General features: G+C 55.5%; 15 protein-coding genes. 11 read left to right on the top strand and 4 right to left on the bottom strand.

The annotated features are described in order from the left end of the window. Positions 1 to 31 precede the first annotated feature (31 nt). From dgt to cdaR, 3 genes are all read left to right on the top strand, one after another. On the top strand, positions 32 to 1,546 hold the full coding sequence (dgt, locus tag CWM58_RS19650) for a dGTPase (protein ID WP_061155708.1): 1,515 nt from the start codon (positions 32 to 34) through the stop codon (positions 1,544 to 1,546). A gap of 134 nt (positions 1,547 to 1,680) precedes the next feature. Next, positions 1,681 to 3,114, top strand: coding sequence for a serine endoprotease DegP (gene degP / locus CWM58_RS19645; RefSeq protein ID WP_008807359.1), 1,434 nt, complete (start codon positions 1,681 to 1,683; stop codon positions 3,112 to 3,114). 167 nt (positions 3,115 to 3,281) lie between these two features. Continuing rightward, entirely contained in the window at positions 3,282 to 4,439 is a 1,158-nt protein-coding gene (gene cdaR, locus CWM58_RS19640; protein ID WP_002889289.1) for a DNA-binding transcriptional regulator CdaR, read from the top strand. Positions 4,440 to 4,556: 117 nt separating this feature from the next. Here the strand turns inward: cdaR and CWM58_RS19635 are convergent, their stop codons facing one another. The 4 genes from CWM58_RS19635 to map all read right to left on the bottom strand — a co-directional run bounded on the left by CWM58_RS19635 (position 4,557) and on the right by map (position 9,421). After that, positions 4,557 to 4,943: a DUF3461 family protein gene (locus tag CWM58_RS19635; protein ID WP_002889292.1), complete on the bottom strand. Its 387-nt coding sequence runs from the start codon at positions 4,941 to 4,943 to the stop codon at positions 4,557 to 4,559. Between the two features lie 107 nt (positions 4,944 to 5,050). After that, entirely contained in the window at positions 5,051 to 5,875 is an 825-nt protein-coding gene (dapD, locus tag CWM58_RS19630; RefSeq protein WP_002889295.1) for a 2,3,4,5-tetrahydropyridine-2,6-dicarboxylate N-succinyltransferase, read from the bottom strand. 30 nt (positions 5,876 to 5,905) lie between these two features. Continuing rightward, a complete protein-coding gene (glnD, locus tag CWM58_RS19625; RefSeq protein WP_100681582.1) occupies positions 5,906 to 8,569 on the bottom strand; it encodes a bifunctional uridylyltransferase/uridylyl-removing protein GlnD in 2,664 nt (887 codons plus the stop codon). Between the two features lie 57 nt (positions 8,570 to 8,626). Beyond that, positions 8,627 to 9,421 carry a type I methionyl aminopeptidase gene (gene map, locus CWM58_RS19620; RefSeq protein WP_004204446.1) on the bottom strand — a complete coding sequence of 265 codons (795 nt, stop codon included), beginning with the start codon at positions 9,419 to 9,421 and terminating at the stop codon, positions 8,627 to 8,629. A 322-nt stretch (positions 9,422 to 9,743) separates the two neighbouring features. Between map and rpsB the strand changes: the two genes are divergently transcribed. From rpsB to rseP, 8 genes are all read left to right on the top strand, one after another. Next, positions 9,744 to 10,469 (top strand): 30S ribosomal protein S2, encoded by a 726-nt coding sequence (rpsB, locus tag CWM58_RS19615; protein ID WP_061155705.1) that lies wholly within the window; start codon positions 9,744 to 9,746, stop codon positions 10,467 to 10,469. A gap of 119 nt (positions 10,470 to 10,588) precedes the next feature. Next, positions 10,589 to 11,440, top strand: a complete 852-nt coding sequence (tsf, locus tag CWM58_RS19610; protein WP_004151930.1) for a translation elongation factor Ts — start codon at positions 10,589 to 10,591, stop codon at positions 11,438 to 11,440. Positions 11,441 to 11,587: 147 nt separating this feature from the next. Beyond that, positions 11,588 to 12,313: a UMP kinase gene (pyrH, locus tag CWM58_RS19605; RefSeq protein WP_004098747.1), complete on the top strand. Its 726-nt coding sequence runs from the start codon at positions 11,588 to 11,590 to the stop codon at positions 12,311 to 12,313. A gap of 150 nt (positions 12,314 to 12,463) precedes the next feature. Further along, complete coding sequence (gene frr, locus CWM58_RS19600) at positions 12,464 to 13,021, top strand: ribosome recycling factor (protein WP_061155704.1); 558 nt, start codon at positions 12,464 to 12,466, stop codon at positions 13,019 to 13,021. Positions 13,022 to 13,248: 227 nt separating this feature from the next. Further along, on the top strand, positions 13,249 to 14,451 hold the full coding sequence (gene ispC / locus CWM58_RS19595) for a 1-deoxy-D-xylulose-5-phosphate reductoisomerase (protein ID WP_100681581.1): 1,203 nt from the start codon (positions 13,249 to 13,251) through the stop codon (positions 14,449 to 14,451). Positions 14,452 to 14,688: 237 nt separating this feature from the next. After that, the gene (ispU, locus tag CWM58_RS19585) at positions 14,689 to 15,447 is read left to right on the top strand and encodes a (2E,6E)-farnesyl-diphosphate-specific ditrans,polycis-undecaprenyl-diphosphate synthase (protein WP_012968905.1); all 759 of its coding nucleotides are present in this window, start codon (positions 14,689 to 14,691) and stop codon (positions 15,445 to 15,447) included. A 12-nt stretch (positions 15,448 to 15,459) separates the two neighbouring features. Further along, on the top strand, positions 15,460 to 16,317 hold the full coding sequence (gene cdsA / locus CWM58_RS19580) for a phosphatidate cytidylyltransferase (RefSeq protein ID WP_061155702.1): 858 nt from the start codon (positions 15,460 to 15,462) through the stop codon (positions 16,315 to 16,317). A gap of 11 nt (positions 16,318 to 16,328) precedes the next feature. Next, on the top strand, positions 16,329 to 17,681 hold the full coding sequence (gene rseP / locus CWM58_RS19575) for a sigma E protease regulator RseP (RefSeq protein ID WP_061155701.1): 1,353 nt from the start codon (positions 16,329 to 16,331) through the stop codon (positions 17,679 to 17,681). The last annotated feature ends 4 nt before the right edge of the window (positions 17,682 to 17,685 follow it).

The following is a 17,685-nucleotide window of genomic DNA, read 5'->3' as shown; positions in this document are numbered from 1 at the left end:
GGGGAAGCGTATTGCTCGCGCGGGAGAGGCTATGGCAAAGATTGATTTTCGCAACAAGATAAACTGGCATCGACGCTTCCGTTCGCCGCCGCGGGTGGAGACGGAGCGTGACATCCTGCGGATCTTCGAAAGCGATCGGGGACGGATCGTCAACTCGCCGGCCATCCGCCGCTTACAGCAAAAAACTCAGGTCTTCCCGCTGGAGCGCAATGCAGCGGTGCGTACCCGCCTGACCCACTCGCTGGAGGTGCAGCAGGTGGGGCGCTATATCGCCAAAGAGGTGCTGAGCCGGCTGAAAGAGCAGAAGCTGCTGGAAGAGTATGGTCTCGAAGAGCTGACCGGGCCATTCGAGAGCGTGGTAGAGATGGCCTGCCTGATGCACGACATTGGCAACCCGCCGTTTGGCCACTTTGGCGAGGCAGCGATTAACGACTGGTTTCGCCAGCGCCTTGCCCCCGGCGATGCGCTCGGCCAGCCGTTGACCGACGATCGCTGCGAGGTGCAGGCGTTACGCCTGCATGAAGGGGAAACGGCGCTGAATGCGCTGCGGCGCAAAGTGCGCCAGGATCTCTGCAGCTTTGAGGGCAACGCGCAGGGGATTCGTCTGGTCCACACGCTGATGCGGATGAATCTGACCTGGGCGCAGGTGGGCTGTATCCTGAAATATACCCGACCGGCGTGGTGGTTCGAAGCGACGCCAGCCAGTCACAGTTATTTAATGAAGAAGCCTGGCTATTATTTAGCCGAAGAAGAGTATGTCGCGCGCCTGCGTAAAGAACTGGATCTGGCACCTTACAATCGATTCCCATTAACCTGGATTATGGAGGCCGCGGATGACATCTCATATTGCGTCGCGGATCTCGAGGACGCGGTTGAAAAACGTATTTTCAGCGCCGAGCAGCTTTATCAGCATCTTTACGATGCCTGGGGCAACCATGAAAAAGGATCGTTATTCTCTCAGGTGGTGGAAAATGCCTGGGAAAAATCGCGAGCTAATTACCTGCGACAGAGCGCGGAAGATCAGTTCTTTATGTATTTGCGGGTAAACACGCTGAATAAGCTGGTGCCCTACGCGGCGCGCCGATTTATTGATAACCTGCCGGCCATCTTCACTGGCGACTTTAATCATGCGCTGCTTGAGGACGATAGCGATTGCAGTCAGCTGTTGGAACTCTATAAAAATGTAGCGATGAAACAGGTCTTTAGCCATCCGGATGTCGAGCAGCTGGAATTGCAGGGCTACCGGGTGATTAGCGGCCTGCTGGATATCTATCAGCCGCTGCTGAAATTATCATTGGAGGATTTCAGCGAATTAGTGGCACAGGAGCGGGTACGGCGGTTACCCATTGCCTCCCGGCTGTATCAGAAACTTTCAACCCGTCACCGGCTGGCCTATGTTGAAGCAGTAAATAAGCTGGTGCGCACGGCGCCCGAATTTGCGCTGATGGAATACTATTATCGCTGCCGTCTGATCCAGGATTATATCAGCGGAATGACGGATTTGTATGCGTGGGATGAATATCGGCGATTGATGGCGGTGGAATAGGCTGGAGTTTTGTAAAGATGGACAATAAATTTTTACTTTTTCCAGAAACTTAATTCCGGAACTTAGCGCTATAAAATGACTCTGATAGTCACGTACACAGCAACTTTCGTTATCTGATATTGAGATTGAAACTGATGAAAAAAACCACGTTAGCAATGAGTGCACTGGCTCTGAGTTTAGGTCTGGCGTTGTCCCCGCTCTCTGCGAGCGCGGCAGAAACGGCATCTTCGGCGACTAATGCGCAGCAGATGCCAAGCCTGGCCCCGATGCTGGAGAAGGTGATGCCATCGGTGGTGAGCATTAACGTTGAAGGTAGCACCACCGTTAATACCCCACGGATGCCGCGTAACTTCCAGCAGTTCTTTGGCGATAACTCGCCGTTCTGCCAGGATGGTTCTCCTTTCCAAAGTTCACCGTTTTGCCAGGGCGGTGGGCAGGGCGGTCAGCCTGACGGCGGCCAGCAGCAGAAATTTATGGCGCTGGGCTCCGGCGTCATCATTGATGCAGCCAAAGGGTATGTGGTGACCAACAACCACGTTGTGGACAACGCCACCACGATTAAGGTTCAACTGAGCGATGGCCGTAAGTTTGATGCCAAAGTTGTGGGCAAAGATCCGCGCTCCGATATCGCGCTGATTCAGATTCAGGATCCGAAAAACCTCACGGCGATTAAGCTGGCTGATTCTGACGCGCTGCGCGTCGGCGACTACACCGTGGCTATCGGTAACCCGTTCGGTCTGGGCGAAACCGTGACCTCCGGGATTGTCTCCGCGCTGGGCCGTAGCGGCCTGAACGTGGAAAACTACGAAAACTTTATCCAGACCGATGCGGCGATTAACCGCGGGAACTCCGGCGGTGCGCTGGTGAACCTCAACGGTGAGCTGATCGGCATTAACACCGCCATCCTGGCGCCGGACGGCGGCAACATCGGTATCGGTTTTGCTATCCCGAGCAACATGGTGAAAAACCTGACCGAGCAGATGGTGAAATATGGCCAGGTGAAACGCGGTGAGCTCGGCATCATGGGTACCGAACTGAACTCTGAACTGGCGAAAGCGATGAAAGTCGACGCCCAGCGCGGCGCCTTCGTCAGCCAGGTGATGCCAGGTTCGGCAGCGGCGAAAGCGGGCATTAAAGCCGGCGACGTGATCACTACCCTCAACGGCAAGGCGATCAGCAGCTTCGCCGCGCTGCGTGCTCAGGTCGGCACTATGCCTATCGGTAGCAAAGTTGAGCTTGGCCTGCTGCGCGACGGCAAACCGGTCACCGTTACCGTCGAACTGCAGCAGAGCAACCAGACCCAGGTTGATTCCAGCACCATCTTCAACGGGATTGAAGGGGCGGAAATGAGCAACAAGGGTCAGGACAAGGGCGTGGTGGTCAATAATGTGAAAGCCGGTACTCCGGCGGCGCAGATTGGCCTCAAGAAAGGCGACATCATTGTCGGGGCGAATCAGCAGCCGGTGAAAAACATCGCCGATCTGCGGAAAATCTTCGACGCCAAACCGTCAGTACTGGCGCTGAACATTCAGCGCGGCGACGCCTCTATCTACCTGCTGTTGCAGTAATCGTCAGCGCGAGCACCATAGCCCCTTCCCTCGTCGAGGGCAGGGGCTTTTTTTCGTTCTGTGACCGCTTCCACAACTCCACATATCTCGCCCCGCCTTCGGGCATATGCACAATGCAGCAGGGCGATGACTCTTTTATGCTGGTCCCCTGCATAGGGGAGGATTACATGGCTGGCTGGCATCTTGATACCAAAATGGCGCAGGATATTGTGGCGCGGACGATGCGCATCATCGATACCAACATCAACGTGATGGATGCCCGCGGGCGGATTATCGGCAGCGGCGATCGCGAAAGGATTGGTGAATTGCACGAAGGCGCGCTGCTGGTGCTCTCCCAGGGGCGGGTAGTGGATATCGACGACGCGGTCGCTCGCCATCTGCACGGAGTGCGCCAGGGGATCAACCTGCCGCTGCGTCTCGAAGGTGAAATCGTCGGGGTGATCGGCCTGACGGGCGAGCCTGAATCGTTACGAAAATATGGCGAGCTGGTGTGCATGACGGCAGAGATGATGCTGGAGCAGTCGCGACTGATGCATCTCCTGGCGCAGGACAGCCGACTGCGCGAAGAGCTGGTGATGAACCTGATTCAGGCGGAAGAGCATACCCCGGCGCTGAACGAATGGGCTCAGCGGTTAGGTATCGATCTCAATCAGCCGCGGGTGGTGGCGATGATTGAGGTGGACAGCGGCCAGCTCGGTGTGGACAGTGCGATGGCTGAATTGCAGCAGCTGCAGAACGCGCTGACCACCCCCGATCGCAATAACCTGGTGGCCATTGTGTCACTCACGGAAATGGTGGTGCTAAAACCGGCGCTGAACAGCTTTGGTCGCTGGGATGCCGACGATCATGTCCGCCGCGTCGAGCAACTTATCGCCAGGATGAAAGAGAATGGTCAGCTTCGCTTTCGCGTGGCGCTGGGCAACTTCTTCACCGGTCCCGGGAGTATCGCCCGCTCTTACCGTACCGCACGGACGACCATGATGGTGGGTAAGCAACGAATGCCGGAGAGCCGCAGCTATTTCTATCAGGATCTGATGCTGCCGGTGCTGCTCGACAGCCTGCGCGGCGGCTGGCAGGCCAATGAACTGGCCCGTCCGCTGGCGCGTCTGAAGGCTATGGATAACAACGGTTTGCTGCGGCGTACGCTGCAGGCGTGGTTTCGCCATAACGTGCAGCCGCTGGCGACATCAAAGGCGCTGTTTATTCATCGCAATACCCTGGAGTATCGGTTGAACCGTATCTCGGAGCTGACCGGTCTGGATCTCGGCAGCTTTGACGATCGGCTGCTGCTCTATATAGCCCTGCAGCTGGATGAGCAACGATAGGGAGTCGAGATAAAAATGCCGGGAGGCGGTTTCGCCTTACCCGGCCTGGAGGATGCATGGCGTAAGCGGCAGATTATATCGTTTGCCCGGTCAGGCGGTGCGCCGCCGGGAACGCTGTCACTTACGGGTGAGCTTTTCCAGATCGGCTTCGATTTCGCTGATCTTGTTGGTGACCACACTTTCCAGATGGCGTAAGTCGTCGAGGATTTTACGCTTGAGATCGATTTCAGTGCGATCGCGCTGACAGATCTGATCCAGTTCATCGATGACGTAGCGCAGGTTCGGACTGATCTCCTGGACCTCTTTGTAGCCCTGGCCGACGCCGTCGGCGACGACGGTTTTGCGCTGACGCGGGTATTTGAACTTCACGCTCTTGGCGAAGAATTCGCCTTTGTCTTTCTGAAAATAGATTTTCAGGATGTCGTTGTTAGCTTCCTGCCGCAGGCTATAGCGATCGATTTCATCAGGGTTGGTAATGCCAAGACTTTTCAGATTATCGTACATAACGGTACCTTTGATAGCATCATAACCATTGAATAATTAACGAAAAAATCCATTTTCGCCAGCATCAAATATAAAAAAAGCGGGATATCTCCCGCTTTTTATTTGCTTTAGTCGATGGTGCGCAGCAGTTCGTTAATGCCGACTTTGCCGCGGGTTTTGGCATCGACTTTCTTAACGATTACCGCGCAGTACAGGCTGTATTTACCATCTTTCGACGGCAGGTTGCCTGACACGACCACCGAGCCAGCCGGTACGCGGCCGTAGAAGACTTCACCGGTTTCGCGATCGTAGATTTTGGTGCTCTGACCCAGGTAGACGCCCATGGAGATCACGGAGCCTTCTTCAACAATCACCCCTTCAACCACTTCAGAGCGCGCGCCGATAAAGCAGTTGTCTTCGATGATAGTCGGGTTCGCCTGCAGCGGCTCCAGTACGCCACCGATGCCGACACCGCCGGACAGGTGAACGTTTTTACCGATCTGCGCGCAGGAGCCGACGGTAGCCCAGGTATCAACCATGGTGCCTTCGTCAACGTAGGCGCCGATGTTAACGTAGGACGGCATCAGCACGGTGTTGCGGGCGATGAATGCGCCCTGGCGCACCGCTGCCGGCGGCACCACACGGAAACCTTCTTTCTGGAAACGCGCTTCGTCGTAGTCAGCGAATTTCATCGGTACTTTATCGAAGTAGCGGCTTTCCGCACCATCGATAACCTGGTTATCGTTAATACGGAAAGAGAGCAGTACCGCTTTCTTCAGCCATTGATGCGTCACCCACTGACCATCGATCTTCTCAGCGACGCGCAGCGCGCCGGAATCCAGAAGGGCGATAACCTGGTTTACCGCTTCGCGGGTCACGGTATCCACATTGGCCGGCGTGATGTCGGCGCGACGCTCGAAGGCGGACTCAATAACGTTCTGTAACTGCTGCATTGTTTCTTTCCATTCACTAAAAAAAATACGTCACCCTTTATCGTTTGGATTGAGGGCCTCTGTCAACCGTTGTTGCACTTCTTGTTGTAGCTCATTATTAAGGCCACGCCGGTCGGCGGTGGCGATTATAAATAAATCTTCTACTCGCTCACCGATTGTCGTAATTCGCGCCCCGTGAAGCGAAATACCGAGGTCGGCGAACACCTGTCCGACGCGGGCGAGCAGCCCGGGCTGATCGAGCGCAACCAGCTCCAGAAACGATTTTCGGTCGGTGTGTGTTGGCAGGAAATTCACCTCGGTCGGCACAGAGAAGTGACGCAGTTTTGCCGCCTGACGACGCGGGGCCGGGGGCTCCCAGCTGCGCTGAGTTATCGTCTGTTCAAGACCGTGGCGAATCGCGTCGTGGCGATCAGCGGAAAGCGGGCTGCCGTCGGGTTCGAGGACAATAAAGGTATCCATCGCCATGCCGTCGCGGGTGGTGAAGATCTGCGCGTCGTGGACGCTGAGGTTGCGGCGGTCCAGCTCGCCGCACACCGCGGCAAACAGATAAGGGCGATCAGGGCTCCAGATGAAAATCTCCGTACCGCCGCGGGTGGCCTGCGAGCTCAGCAGGATCATCGGCTTATTCAGATCGTGGCGCAGCAGGTTGCGGGCGTGCCAGGCGAGCTGCGTCGGCGTATGCCGCACGAAATAGTTGGCGCGGCAGCGGTTCCAGATCTGATGCAGCGCCTCTTCATTAATATTGTCCATCCGCAGCAGGGCCAGCGCCTGCAGCTGATGATGACGCACCCGTTCGCGCATATCCGGGGTGCTTTGCATGCCGCGACGCAGCTGCTTCTCGGTAGCGAAATAGAGTTCGCGCAGCAGGCTCTGCTTCCAGCTGTTCCACAGCGTTTCGTTGGTGGCGCAGATATCGGCGACGGTCAGGCACACCAGATAGCGCAGGCGATTTTCCGTTTGCACTTCCTCGGCGAACTGCTTAATCACCTCCGGATCCTGAATGTCGCGCCGTTGGGCGGTGACCGACATCAGCAGATGGTGACGCACCAGCCAGGCGACCAGCTGCGTTTCGCGGGAGTTCAGCCCATGTAGCTCGGCAAACTTCAGCACATCCTGCGCGCCGAGGATCGAGTGGTCGCCGCCGCGCCCTTTTGCGATGTCGTGGAACAGGGCGGCGATTAAAATCAGCTCCGGGTGCGTTAAGCGCGGCCATAGCTCCACGCACAGCGGGTGGCGGCTGCGGGTCTCTTCTTTGGCAAAGCTCTCCAGCTTCAGCATCACGCGGATGGTGTGTTCATCGACGGTGTAGGCGTGAAACAGGTCGAACTGCATCTGGCCGACGATATGTGACCACTGCGGCATATAGGCCCACAGCACGCTGTGGCGATGCATCGGCAGCAGTCCGCGGCTTACCGCCCCCTGATGGCGCAGCATGCTGAGAAAGAGCGTACGCGCCTCCGGGATATAGCACAGCGGCTGGGTCAAATGGCGCCGGGCATGGCGCAGATGGCGCAACGTCGTGGAGTAGATGCCGGTGATGGTGCTGTTGCGTACCATCATATAAAACATGCGCAGAATGGCCTGCGGTTCGCGAATAAACAGCGTGTCGTCACGCAGATCAATAAGGGTGCCGCGCAGCTGGAAGTCATCGTCTATCGGGCGCGGTTTTTCATCCTCGGTCAGGGCGAGAATAGCCTCTTCAAACAGTTGAAGCAGCATCTGGTTCAGCTCGCTCACCCGGCGGGTGACGCGGAAGAAGTCCTTCATCATATGCTCAATCGGCTGGTTGCCGTCGCCTTCATAGCCGAGCCGGCGGGCGACGCTGAGCTGACGGTCGAAAAGCAGACGGTTGTCATAGCGCGTGAGCTCGAGATGCAGTGCGAAACGGATGCGCCACAGCTGATGCAGACACTCGTTGAGCTCATTGCGCTCGGCTTCGGTCAGAAAGCCGAAGCCGACCATCTCATCCATCGAGGTGGCGCCAAAATGACGGCGAGCCACCCACTGTAGCGTATGGATATCCCGCAGGCCGCCGGGGCTGCTTTTCACGTCCGGCTCCAGGTTATAGCTGGTGCCGTGATAGCGTTGATGACGGACGTTCTGCTCTTCCACCTTGGCGGCGAAGAACTTTTCTGATGGCCAGAAGCCGTCGCTAAAAATATGTTTTTGCAGTTCAAGGAACAGCGCGACGTCGCCGATCAGCAGGCGCGATTCAATCAAGTTAGTGGCGACGGTGAGATCCGAAAGTCCTTCGAGCAGACACTCTTCGAGGGTGCGCACGCTGTGGCCCACCTCCAGCTTGACGTCCCACAGCAGCGTCAGCAGTTCGCCGACCTTTTGCGCCTGGTCGTCCGGCAGCTTTTTGCGGCTGAGGATCAGCAGGTCGACGTCGGAGAGCGGGTGCAGCTCGCCGCGGCCATAACCACCGACGGCCACCAGCGCCAGATCGCAGACGGATTCAAAACCGTAGGCGATCCACAACCGCTGCAGCAGCTGGTCGATAAATTCGGTGCGCGCGGCAATGAGCTGCTCCGCAGCGATGCCGGAGTCAAACGCCTCACCCAGCCAGTGCTGGAAGGTATCGATGTGCGCCTTAATTGCAGCACAGTTCAGATCGCTCTGCGGCCAGCTCACCGGATGTTCCGGCGGGACGGGCAGAAGAGGGGAGGCTGTGTCAGGTAATGAGTTGCTCATCGCGTCACCATAAGAAAAAACTATCTAATAAAAAAGCCGGCGGGCGCCGGCTTTTCATCATTCATCGTGCGAGATTATCGCCGGGATGGTGTCATCCTTGCGTAGCGTCAGAATTTCGCAGCCGTTGTCTGTCACCACAATAGTATGCTCGTACTGCGCAGACAAGCTCCGGTCTTTAGTTTTCACCGTCCAGCCGTCTTTCATACTGCGGATCTCTTTTTTACCGGCGTTGACCATCGGCTCGATGGTGAAGGTCATGCCGGGTTTGAGTACAACGTTGGTCTCCGGTGAGTCGTAGTGCAGCACCTGCGGCTCTTCATGGAAGCCGCGGCCAATACCGTGACCACAGTATTCGCGCACCACGGAAAAACCTTCGGCTTCAACGTATTTCTGGATAGCAGCGCCGATGGTGCGCAGGTTGATCCCCGGCTTCACCATTTTCAGTGCCAGATACAGGCTTTCCTGGGTGATACGGCACAGGCGCTCGCCGAGAATCGTCGGTTTACCAACGATAAACATTTTGGAGGTATCGCCATGGAAATCATCTTTAATGACCGTCACGTCGATGTTAACGATATCGCCATCTTTCAGCAGCTTGCCGTCGTCAGGGATACCGTGGCAAACCACTTCGTTGACCGAAATGCAGACGGATTTCGGATAGCCGTGATAGCCGAGGCAGGCGGAAATGGCCTTCTGCTCGTTAACGATATAGTCGTTACAGATGCGGTCCAGTTCGCCGGTGCTGACGCCCGGTTTAACCCAAGGTTCGATCATTTCCAGCACTTCAGCGGCCAGGCGGCCGGCAACGCGCATTTTTTCAATGTCTTCAGATGTCTTGATAGAGATAGCCATGGAGTATGTCCAGCAGTGTCGATATTTTCGACAATAATAGAGTAAGTCCTGCCAATGGTAACAGTCCGGGCAGGCTGGTGCCAAATTGAGAATCATTAACAGCACGTGACGTCAACAAGAGTTGGTGTCTGGATTGATTTTGTGGTATAAAGCGCGCCGGACTTCCGTTCCATCTCAGATACACAAGGATGGACGTAAGCGACATACTCATATTGTGTAAATAACACACACGTATCGGCACATATTCCGGGGTGCCCTTCGGGGTCGGTAATATGGGATACGTGGAGGCATAACCCCAATTTAATCTATAGAGGTTTTAAACATGGCAACTGTTTCCATGCGCGACATGCTCAAGGCTGGTGTTCACTTTGGTCACCAGACCCGTTACTGGAACCCGAAAATGAAGCCGTTCATCTTCGGCGCGCGTAACAAAGTTCACATCATCAACCTTGAGAAAACGGTACCGATGTTCAACGAAGCTCTGGCTGAGCTGAACAAAATCTCTGCCCGTAAAGGCAAGATCCTGTTTGTTGGTACTAAGCGCGCTGCAAGCGAAGCGGTAAAAGAAGCTGCTAACAGCTGCGACCAGTTCTTCGTGAACCATCGCTGGTTGGGCGGTATGCTGACTAACTGGAAAACCGTTCGTCAGTCCATCAAACGTCTGAAAGACCTGGAAACTCAGTCCCAGGACGGTACTTTCGAGAAGCTGACCAAGAAAGAAGCGCTGATGCGCACTCGTGAGCTGGACAAGCTGGAAAACAGCCTGGGCGGTATCAAAGACATGGGCGGCCTGCCGGACGCACTGTTCGTTATCGACGCTGACCACGAGCACATCGCTATCAAAGAAGCAAACAACCTGGGTATCCCGGTATTTGCTATCGTTGATACCAACTCTGATCCGGACGGCGTAGACTTCGTTATCCCGGGTAACGACGATGCAATCCGCGCAGTGACCCTGTACCTGGGCGCTGTTGCTGCTACCGTTCGTGAAGGCCGCTCTCAGGACCTGGCTTCTCAGGCGGAAGAAAGCTTCGTAGAAGCTGAATAATAAGGTTTAAGCCCTTATTAGTACCGTGTATGAATAGGGGCCCATTACAGGCCCCTTTTTTCAATTTACGCTGTTTGGCCGCTGGCCGGGCAGTATCCACATCTCCCGAGGATTTTAGAATGGCTGAAATTACCGCTTCCCTGGTAAAAGAGCTGCGCGAACGTACTGGCGCAGGCATGATGGATTGCAAAAAAGCGCTGACTGAAGCGAATGGCGACATCGAGCTGGCAATCGAAAACATGCGTAAATCCGGCGCGATCAAAGCGGCGAAGAAAGCAGGCAACGTGGCTGCTGACGGCGTGATCAAAACCAAAATCGAAGGCAACTACGGTTACATTCTGGAAGTTAACTGCCAGACTGACTTCGTTGCTAAAGATGGTGGTTTCCAGGCATTTGCTGACAAAGTACTGGACGCAGCTGTTGCTGGTAAAATCTCCGACGTTGAAGTTCTGAAAGCGCAGTTCGAAGAAGAACGTGTTGCGCTGGTTGCTAAAATCGGTGAGAACATCAACATTCGTCGTATCGCTGTTCTGGAAGGCGACGTTCTGGGTAGCTACCAGCACGGTGCGCGCATCGGCGTTCTGGTTGCCGCTAAAGGCGCTGACGAAGAGCTGGTTAAGCAGCTGGCAATGCACGTTGCAGCAAGCAAGCCGGAATTCGTTAAGCCGGAAGACGTGTCTGCTGAAGTCGTAGAAAAAGAGTACCAGGTTCAGCTGGACATCGCGATGCAGTCTGGTAAGCCGAAAGAAATCGCAGAGAAAATGGTTGAAGGCCGCATGAAGAAATTCACCGGCGAAGTTTCTCTGACGGGTCAGCCTTTCGTTATGGAGCCGAGCAAATCTGTTGGTCAGCTGCTGAAAGAGCATAATGCTGACGTGACTGGCTTCATCCGCTTTGAAGTGGGCGAAGGCATCGAGAAAGTTGAGACTGACTTTGCAGCAGAAGTTGCTGCGATGTCCAAGCAGTCTTAATTTTTACAAGGAGCCGCCTGAGGGCGGCTTCTTTTTGCGCCCATTTTGTAAATTCAGCCAACTGCGTATAGTGACCGCGCTGAAATGCGACATACAATGTCGCCAGAATTCTCATATCTCACTCGTTGACAGTCTCAGGAAAGAAACATGGCTACCAATGCAAAACCCGTCTACAAACGTATTCTGCTGAAATTAAGTGGCGAAGCGCTGCAGGGCTCAGAAGGCTTCGGTATTGATGCAAGCATACTTGACCGCATGGCTCAGGAGATCAAAGAGCTGGTTGAGCTGGGTATTCAGGTTGGCGTAGTAATTGGTGGCGGTAACCTGTTCCGTGGTGCTGGTCTGGCGAAAGCGGGTATGAACCGCGTTGTGGGCGACCACATGGGCATGCTGGCAACGGTCATGAACGGCCTCGCAATGCGTGATGCGCTCCACCGCGCCTATGTGAACGCTCGTCTGATGTCCGCCATCCCGCTGAACGGCGTGTGCGACAACTACAGCTGGGCAGAGGCGATCAGCCTGCTGCGCAACAACCGCGTGGTGATCCTCTCCGCGGGTACCGGCAACCCGTTCTTTACCACCGACTCCGCAGCCTGCCTGCGTGGTATTGAAATTGAAGCCGACGTGGTGCTGAAAGCGACCAAGGTTGACGGTGTGTTTACCGCGGATCCGGCAAAAGATCCTTCTGCCACCATGTACGATCAGCTGACCTACAGCGAAGTGCTGGATAAAGAGCTGAAAGTGATGGATCTGGCGGCCTTCACCCTGGCGCGTGACCACAAATTGCCGATTCGCGTCTTCAACATGAACAAACCCGGCGCCCTGCGTCGCGTGGTGATGGGCGAAAAAGAAGGCACATTGATCACGGAATAATTCCCGTCAGCGCCAAATCCGGGTAATATTCCGCTTTACTTTCGCGGGGATATTGCCCGGTGATTTTCATTAAATCTGACTATACTTAGCTCATTTTCCGACGGGTGCCCCGTCTGGTCTGACTGAGACAAGTTTTCAAGGATTCGTAACGTGATTAGCGATATCAGAAAAGATGCTGAAATCCGCATGGAAAAATGCGTTGAAGCATTCAAAAACCAAATCAGCAAAATTCGCACGGGTCGTGCTTCTCCAAGCCTGCTGGACGGGATTATTGTTGAATACTACGGTACCCCGACCCCGCTGCGCCAGCTGGCCAGCGTTACGGTAGAAGACTCCCGTACGCTGAAAATCAACGTCTTTGACCGCTCCATGAGCCCGGCCGTTGAAAAAGCAATCATGGCGTCCGACCTTGGTTTGAACCCAAGCTCTGCCGGCAGCGATATTCGTGTTCCGCTGCCGCCGCTGACCGAAGAACGTCGTAAAGATCTGACCAAGATCGTGCGTGGCGAAGCGGAGCAGGCGCGTGTCGCCGTGCGTAACGTTCGCCGTGATGCGAACGACAAAGTTAAAGCTCTGCTCAAAGAGAAAGAGATCAGCGAAGATGACGATCGCCGTTCTCAGGACGACGTGCAGAAAATGACTGACGCCGCCATCAAGAAAGTTGACGCGGCGCTGGCAGATAAAGAAGCGGAACTGATGCAGTTCTGATGCTCTGCTGTTGCTCGGGCCGACACTTCCTGGCCTGAGTAAAATCTGAAACGCCGTACAGAAGACTGTACGCTCAATTCTCGGGATTGCGTTGAGACGGCTGGCCTTGTAGCCTTTAGCGCTAAGTTGAAGGCCTGATGCCGCCGTCTTATCCCCGATAGTTGTCGCGTAGGGGCTTGCTGGCGGCGTTTTGCTTTTTATTCTGTTTCCTTTCTTCTGGACGTCTCATGAAGCAATTAACCATTCTCGGTTCGACCGGATCCATTGGCTGTAGCACGCTGGACGTGGTACGCCATAACCCTGGTTGCTTTTACGTCGCCGCGCTGGTCGCGGGGAAAAACGTTGACCGCATGGTTGAACAATGCCTGGAATTTACCCCTCGCTTCGCGGTGATGGATGATGCGCAAAGCGCTGAGCAGTTGCGCACCCGTCTGCATGAGCATGGCTGCCGTACCGAGGTGTTGAGCGGCCAGCAGGCGGCAGCTGAGGTCGCGGCGCTGGATGAGGTCGATCAGGTGATGGCGGCTATCGTCGGCGCGGCGGGACTGGTGCCGACGCTGGCGGCGATCCGCGCCGGGAAAACGGTGTTGTTGGCGAATAAAGAATCGCTGGTGACCTGCGGTCGCTTGTTCATGGAGGCCGTTCAGCGGTCGGGGGCGCGATTACTGCCGGTCGATAGCGAACATAACGCTATTTTTCAGAGTATGCCGGAGACAATTCAACAGCATCTGGGATACGCTGACCTCACCCAGAATGGCGTTTCGTCGATTCTGTTGACCGGTTCAGGAGGCCCTTTCCGCGAGACGGACGTGGCTGAACTGTCGGCGATGACCCCGGATCAGGCCTGCCGCCATCCAAACTGGTCAATGGGACGTAAGATCTCCGTCGACTCAGCCACGATGATGAACAAAGGTCTGGAGTATATTGAAGCGCGCTGGCTGTTCAATGCCTCGGCGCAGCAGATGGAAGTGCTGATCCACCCGCAGTCGGTGATCCACTCGATGGTTCGCTATCAGGACGGCAGCGTGCTGGCCCAGCTTGGGGAGCCGGATATGCGCACGCCGATTGCCCATACCATGGGCTGGCCGCAGCGCCTGACCTCCGGGGCCAAACCGCTGGACTTCTGCCAGCTGAGCAACCTGAGCTTCTCCGCGCCGGACTACACTCGGTATCCTTGCCTGAAGCTGGCGATGGATGCGTTTGATGTCGGCCAGGCGGCCACTACGGCGCTGAATGCGGCCAATGAAGAGTCGGTTGCCGCGTTTCTGCATGGCGATATCCGCTTTACCGATATTGCGGCGGTGAATCTGGCGGTGCTGGATAAGATGAACCTGCAGGAGCCGCAAAGCATTGATGACGTTCTGGTTATCGACGCTGACGCTCGTGCGGTAGCTCACCAGCAGCTGAAGCGTTTGGGCGCGCAGGCGTAACGCGGTGGTATTTGTGGGCGAAAGGCTTCGGTGATATAGTCTGCGCCACCCGATCGTTGCATTTTGTTGTTAAAGATTACGGTGGCCGTGGCAAAACACGGCTTTTTTGCGTAAAGCTTTTGGTTGTTCTCTGCGATTGGCTGCAGCCCCGGCATCGGATAAAAATGCGTATCCAGCGCGGCCCGGTGGCCTCTGTTTGGTGGCTAGTTAATCCTTATTATGGACTTAAAACGCGTGATGTTGTCTGCTAATCAAACTGTCAGCGAAATATCGCCAACACATGGCTGCCGTCATGTCGCCATTATTATGGATGGCAACGGCCGTTGGGCGAAACGGCAAGGTAAAATTCGCGCTTTCGGGCACAAGGCCGGTGCGAAATCCGTGCGTCGTGCGGTCTCCTTTGCGGCGAATAATGGAATTGAGGCGTTAACGTTATACGCGTTCAGCAGCGAAAACTGGAACCGTCCGGCTCAGGAAGTCAGCGCGCTGATGGAACTGTTCGTCTGGGCGCTGGATAGCGAAGTCAAAAGTCTGCACCGACACAATGTGCGTTTGCGGGTGATTGGCGACACCACGCGCTTCAATGCACGCCTGCAGGAACGCATCCGCAAAGCGGAAGCGTTGACCGCAAACAATACCGGCTTAACGCTGAACATTGCGGCAAATTACGGTGGTCGCTGGGATATTACCCAGGGCGTTCGTCTGCTGGCCAAACAAGTGCAGGACGGGACGCTGCTGCCTGAAGAGATCACGGAAGAGATGCTGAGTCAGCAGGTCTGCATGCATGAACTGGCTCCCGTTGATTTAGTTATTAGGACCGGGGGAGAGCACCGAATAAGTAACTTTTTGATTTGGCAAATTGCCTATGCCGAACTTTACTTTACGGATGTTCTTTGGCCCGATTTTGCTGAACAGGACTTTGAAGGTGCACTCCATGCCTTTGTTAATCGAGAGCGTCGTTTCGGCGGCACTGAGCCGGGTGGCAGTCATGCCTGATGGGGGTCACTTTTGCTGAAGTATCGCCTGATATCTGCTTTCGTCTTAATTCCCGTCGTCATTGCGGCGCTGTTCTTATTGCCGCCGATGGGGTTTGCTATCGTGACCCTCGTGGTCTGTATGCTCGCCGCGTGGGAGTGGGGGCAACTGAGCGGTTTCAACTCAACGTCGCAGCGGGTCTGGCTGGCGGTGCTGTGCGGCCTTCTGTTGGCTGCCATGCTTTTTCTGCTGCCTGAATACCATTATGACGTTCATCAACCGATGGTTGAAGGTTCACTATGGGCCTCGTTCGCCTGGTGGATCGTCGCCCTGTTGCTGGTGTTATCGTACCCAGCGTCGGCGGCATTCTGGCGCCATTCCAAAGTGCTGCGCCTTATCTTCGGCATATTGACCATCGTCCCGTTTTTCTGGGGCATGCTGGCGCTGCGCGCCTGGCACTATACCGATAACCACTACAGCGGTGCGGTGTGGCTGCTGTACGTCATGATCCTGGTCTGGGGTGCCGACTCGGGCGCCTACATGTTTGGTAAAATGTTCGGTAAGCATAAGCTGGCGCCGAAGGTTTCACCGGGAAAAACCTGGCAGGGTTTTTTTGGCGGTTTGCTGACGGCGGCCGTGATCTCCTGGGCTTACGGGGTGTGGGCGCATCTTGACGTCACGCCGACGGTGCTACTGGTCTGTTCCGTGGTGGCGGCCCTGGCTTCCGTGCTGGGCGACCTGACGGAAAGTATGTTTAAGCGCGAGGCCGGCATTAAGGATAGCGGGCACTTGATTCCCGGACACGGCGGTATTCTCGATCGTATCGACAGCCTGACGGCGGCGGTACCGGTCTTCGCCTGTCTGCTACTGTTGGTCTTCAGGACGATTTGACGGAAGGTTATATGCTGAGCGTGCTCTGGAATCTGGCAGCTTTTATCATTGCGCTTGGCGTACTGATTACGGTGCATGAGTTTGGCCATTTTTGGGTGGCGCGCCGCTGCGGCATCCGGGTTGAGCGTTTTTCTATTGGCTTTGGCAAAGCGCTGTGGCGGCGGATGGATAAGCAGGGCACGGAGTTCGTCATTGCTTTGATCCCGCTGGGCGGCTACGTCAAGATGCTGGACGAGCGCGTCGAGGCGGTAGCGCCGGAGATGCGCCACTACGCTTTCAACAATAAAACCGTCGGCCAGCGTGCGGCGGTGATTGCCGCAGGCCCCATCGCTAACTTCCTTTTCGCAATCTTTGCCTACTGGCTGGTCTTTATCATCGGCGTTCCCGGCGTGCGGCCGGTGGTGGGTGAAATAACGCCCAATTCGGTTGCCGCGCAAGCACAAATTGCAAAAGGAACGGAACTTAAAGCGATAGATGGTATCGAAACGCCTGATTGGGATGCGGTGCGTATGCAGCTGGTGGCCAAAATCGGCAACTCGCAAACAATACTTACCGTCGCCCCTTTCGGGACCAATCAGCGCCAGGATAAAATCGTCGATCTGCGGCACTGGGCGTTTGAGCCAGATAAGCAAGATCCCGTGACCTCGCTGGGGATCCAGCCGCGCAGCGCGCAGATAGATACGGTGCTGGCGGAAGTCCAGGCGGGCTCGGCGGCCCAGAAAGCGGGTTTGCAAGCGGGCGACCGGATCGTTAAAGTCGATGGTCAACCGTTAACGCAGTGGATGACGTTTGTTAATCTGGTGCGAGATAATCCGGGCAAAGCGCTGGCGCTGGAGATTGAACGGCAGGGGAGTGCGCTGCCGTTAACCCTGACGCCGGATGCGAAAACGGTAAAAGGTAAGGCAGAAGGGTTCGCAGGGGTGGTGCCAAAGGTCATCCCGCTACCTGAGGAATACAAGACAGTACGTCAGTACGGACCGTTTGCCGCCATCGCTGAAGCCACGGATAAAACCTGGCAGCTGATGTCACTGACGGTCAGGATGCTGGGTAAATTGATAACCGGTGATGTCAAACTGAACAACCTCAGTGGGCCGATCTCTATCGCTCAGGGGGCTGGAATGTCAGCGGAGTTTGGGTTGATTTATTATCTGATGTTCCTTGCGCTGATTAGCGTGAACCTCGGAATCATCAACCTGTTCCCACTGCCCGTACTGGATGGGGGACATCTGCTGTTTTTGGCGATTGAAAAGCTGAAGGGCGGGCCGGTATCCGAGCGAGTTCAAGACTTTAGTTATCGCATTGGCTCAATATTGCTGGTGCTGTTAATGGGGCTTGCACTTTTCAATGATTTCTCTCGGTTATAAGAGA

This window comes from Klebsiella sp. H-Nf2 (assembly GCF_002806645.1).
In the GTDB taxonomy this organism is placed as follows: Bacteria; Pseudomonadota; Gammaproteobacteria; order Enterobacterales; family Enterobacteriaceae; genus Klebsiella; species Klebsiella variicola.
This window is presented reverse-complemented; position numbering and strand designations above follow the sequence as displayed.

What these genes read in the sequence shown, in the direction of transcription:
- tsf (WP_004151930.1), top strand. Translation starts at nt 10,589, where the DNA reads ATGGCTGAAATTACCGCTTCCCTGGTAAAAGAGCTGCGCGAACGTACT.
- map (WP_004204446.1), bottom strand. Translation starts at nt 9,421, where the DNA reads ATGGCTATCTCTATCAAGACATCTGAAGACATTGAAAAAATGCGCGTT.
- cdaR (WP_002889289.1), top strand. Translation starts at nt 3,282, where the DNA reads ATGGCTGGCTGGCATCTTGATACCAAAATGGCGCAGGATATTGTGGCG.
- ispU (WP_012968905.1), top strand. Translation starts at nt 14,689, where the DNA reads ATGTTGTCTGCTAATCAAACTGTCAGCGAAATATCGCCAACACATGGC.
- rpsB (WP_061155705.1), top strand. Translation starts at nt 9,744, where the DNA reads ATGGCAACTGTTTCCATGCGCGACATGCTCAAGGCTGGTGTTCACTTT.
- pyrH (WP_004098747.1), top strand. Translation starts at nt 11,588, where the DNA reads ATGGCTACCAATGCAAAACCCGTCTACAAACGTATTCTGCTGAAATTA.
- CWM58_RS19635 (WP_002889292.1), bottom strand. Translation starts at nt 4,943, where the DNA reads ATGTACGATAATCTGAAAAGTCTTGGCATTACCAACCCTGATGAAATC.
- degP (WP_008807359.1), top strand. Translation starts at nt 1,681, where the DNA reads ATGAAAAAAACCACGTTAGCAATGAGTGCACTGGCTCTGAGTTTAGGT.
- glnD (WP_100681582.1), bottom strand. Translation starts at nt 8,569, where the DNA reads ATGAGCAACTCATTACCTGACACAGCCTCCCCTCTTCTGCCCGTCCCG.
- dgt (WP_061155708.1), top strand. Translation starts at nt 32, where the DNA reads ATGGCAAAGATTGATTTTCGCAACAAGATAAACTGGCATCGACGCTTC.
- dapD (WP_002889295.1), bottom strand. Translation starts at nt 5,875, where the DNA reads ATGCAGCAGTTACAGAACGTTATTGAGTCCGCCTTCGAGCGTCGCGCC.
- rseP (WP_061155701.1), top strand. Translation starts at nt 16,329, where the DNA reads ATGCTGAGCGTGCTCTGGAATCTGGCAGCTTTTATCATTGCGCTTGGC.
- ispC (WP_100681581.1), top strand. Translation starts at nt 13,249, where the DNA reads ATGAAGCAATTAACCATTCTCGGTTCGACCGGATCCATTGGCTGTAGC.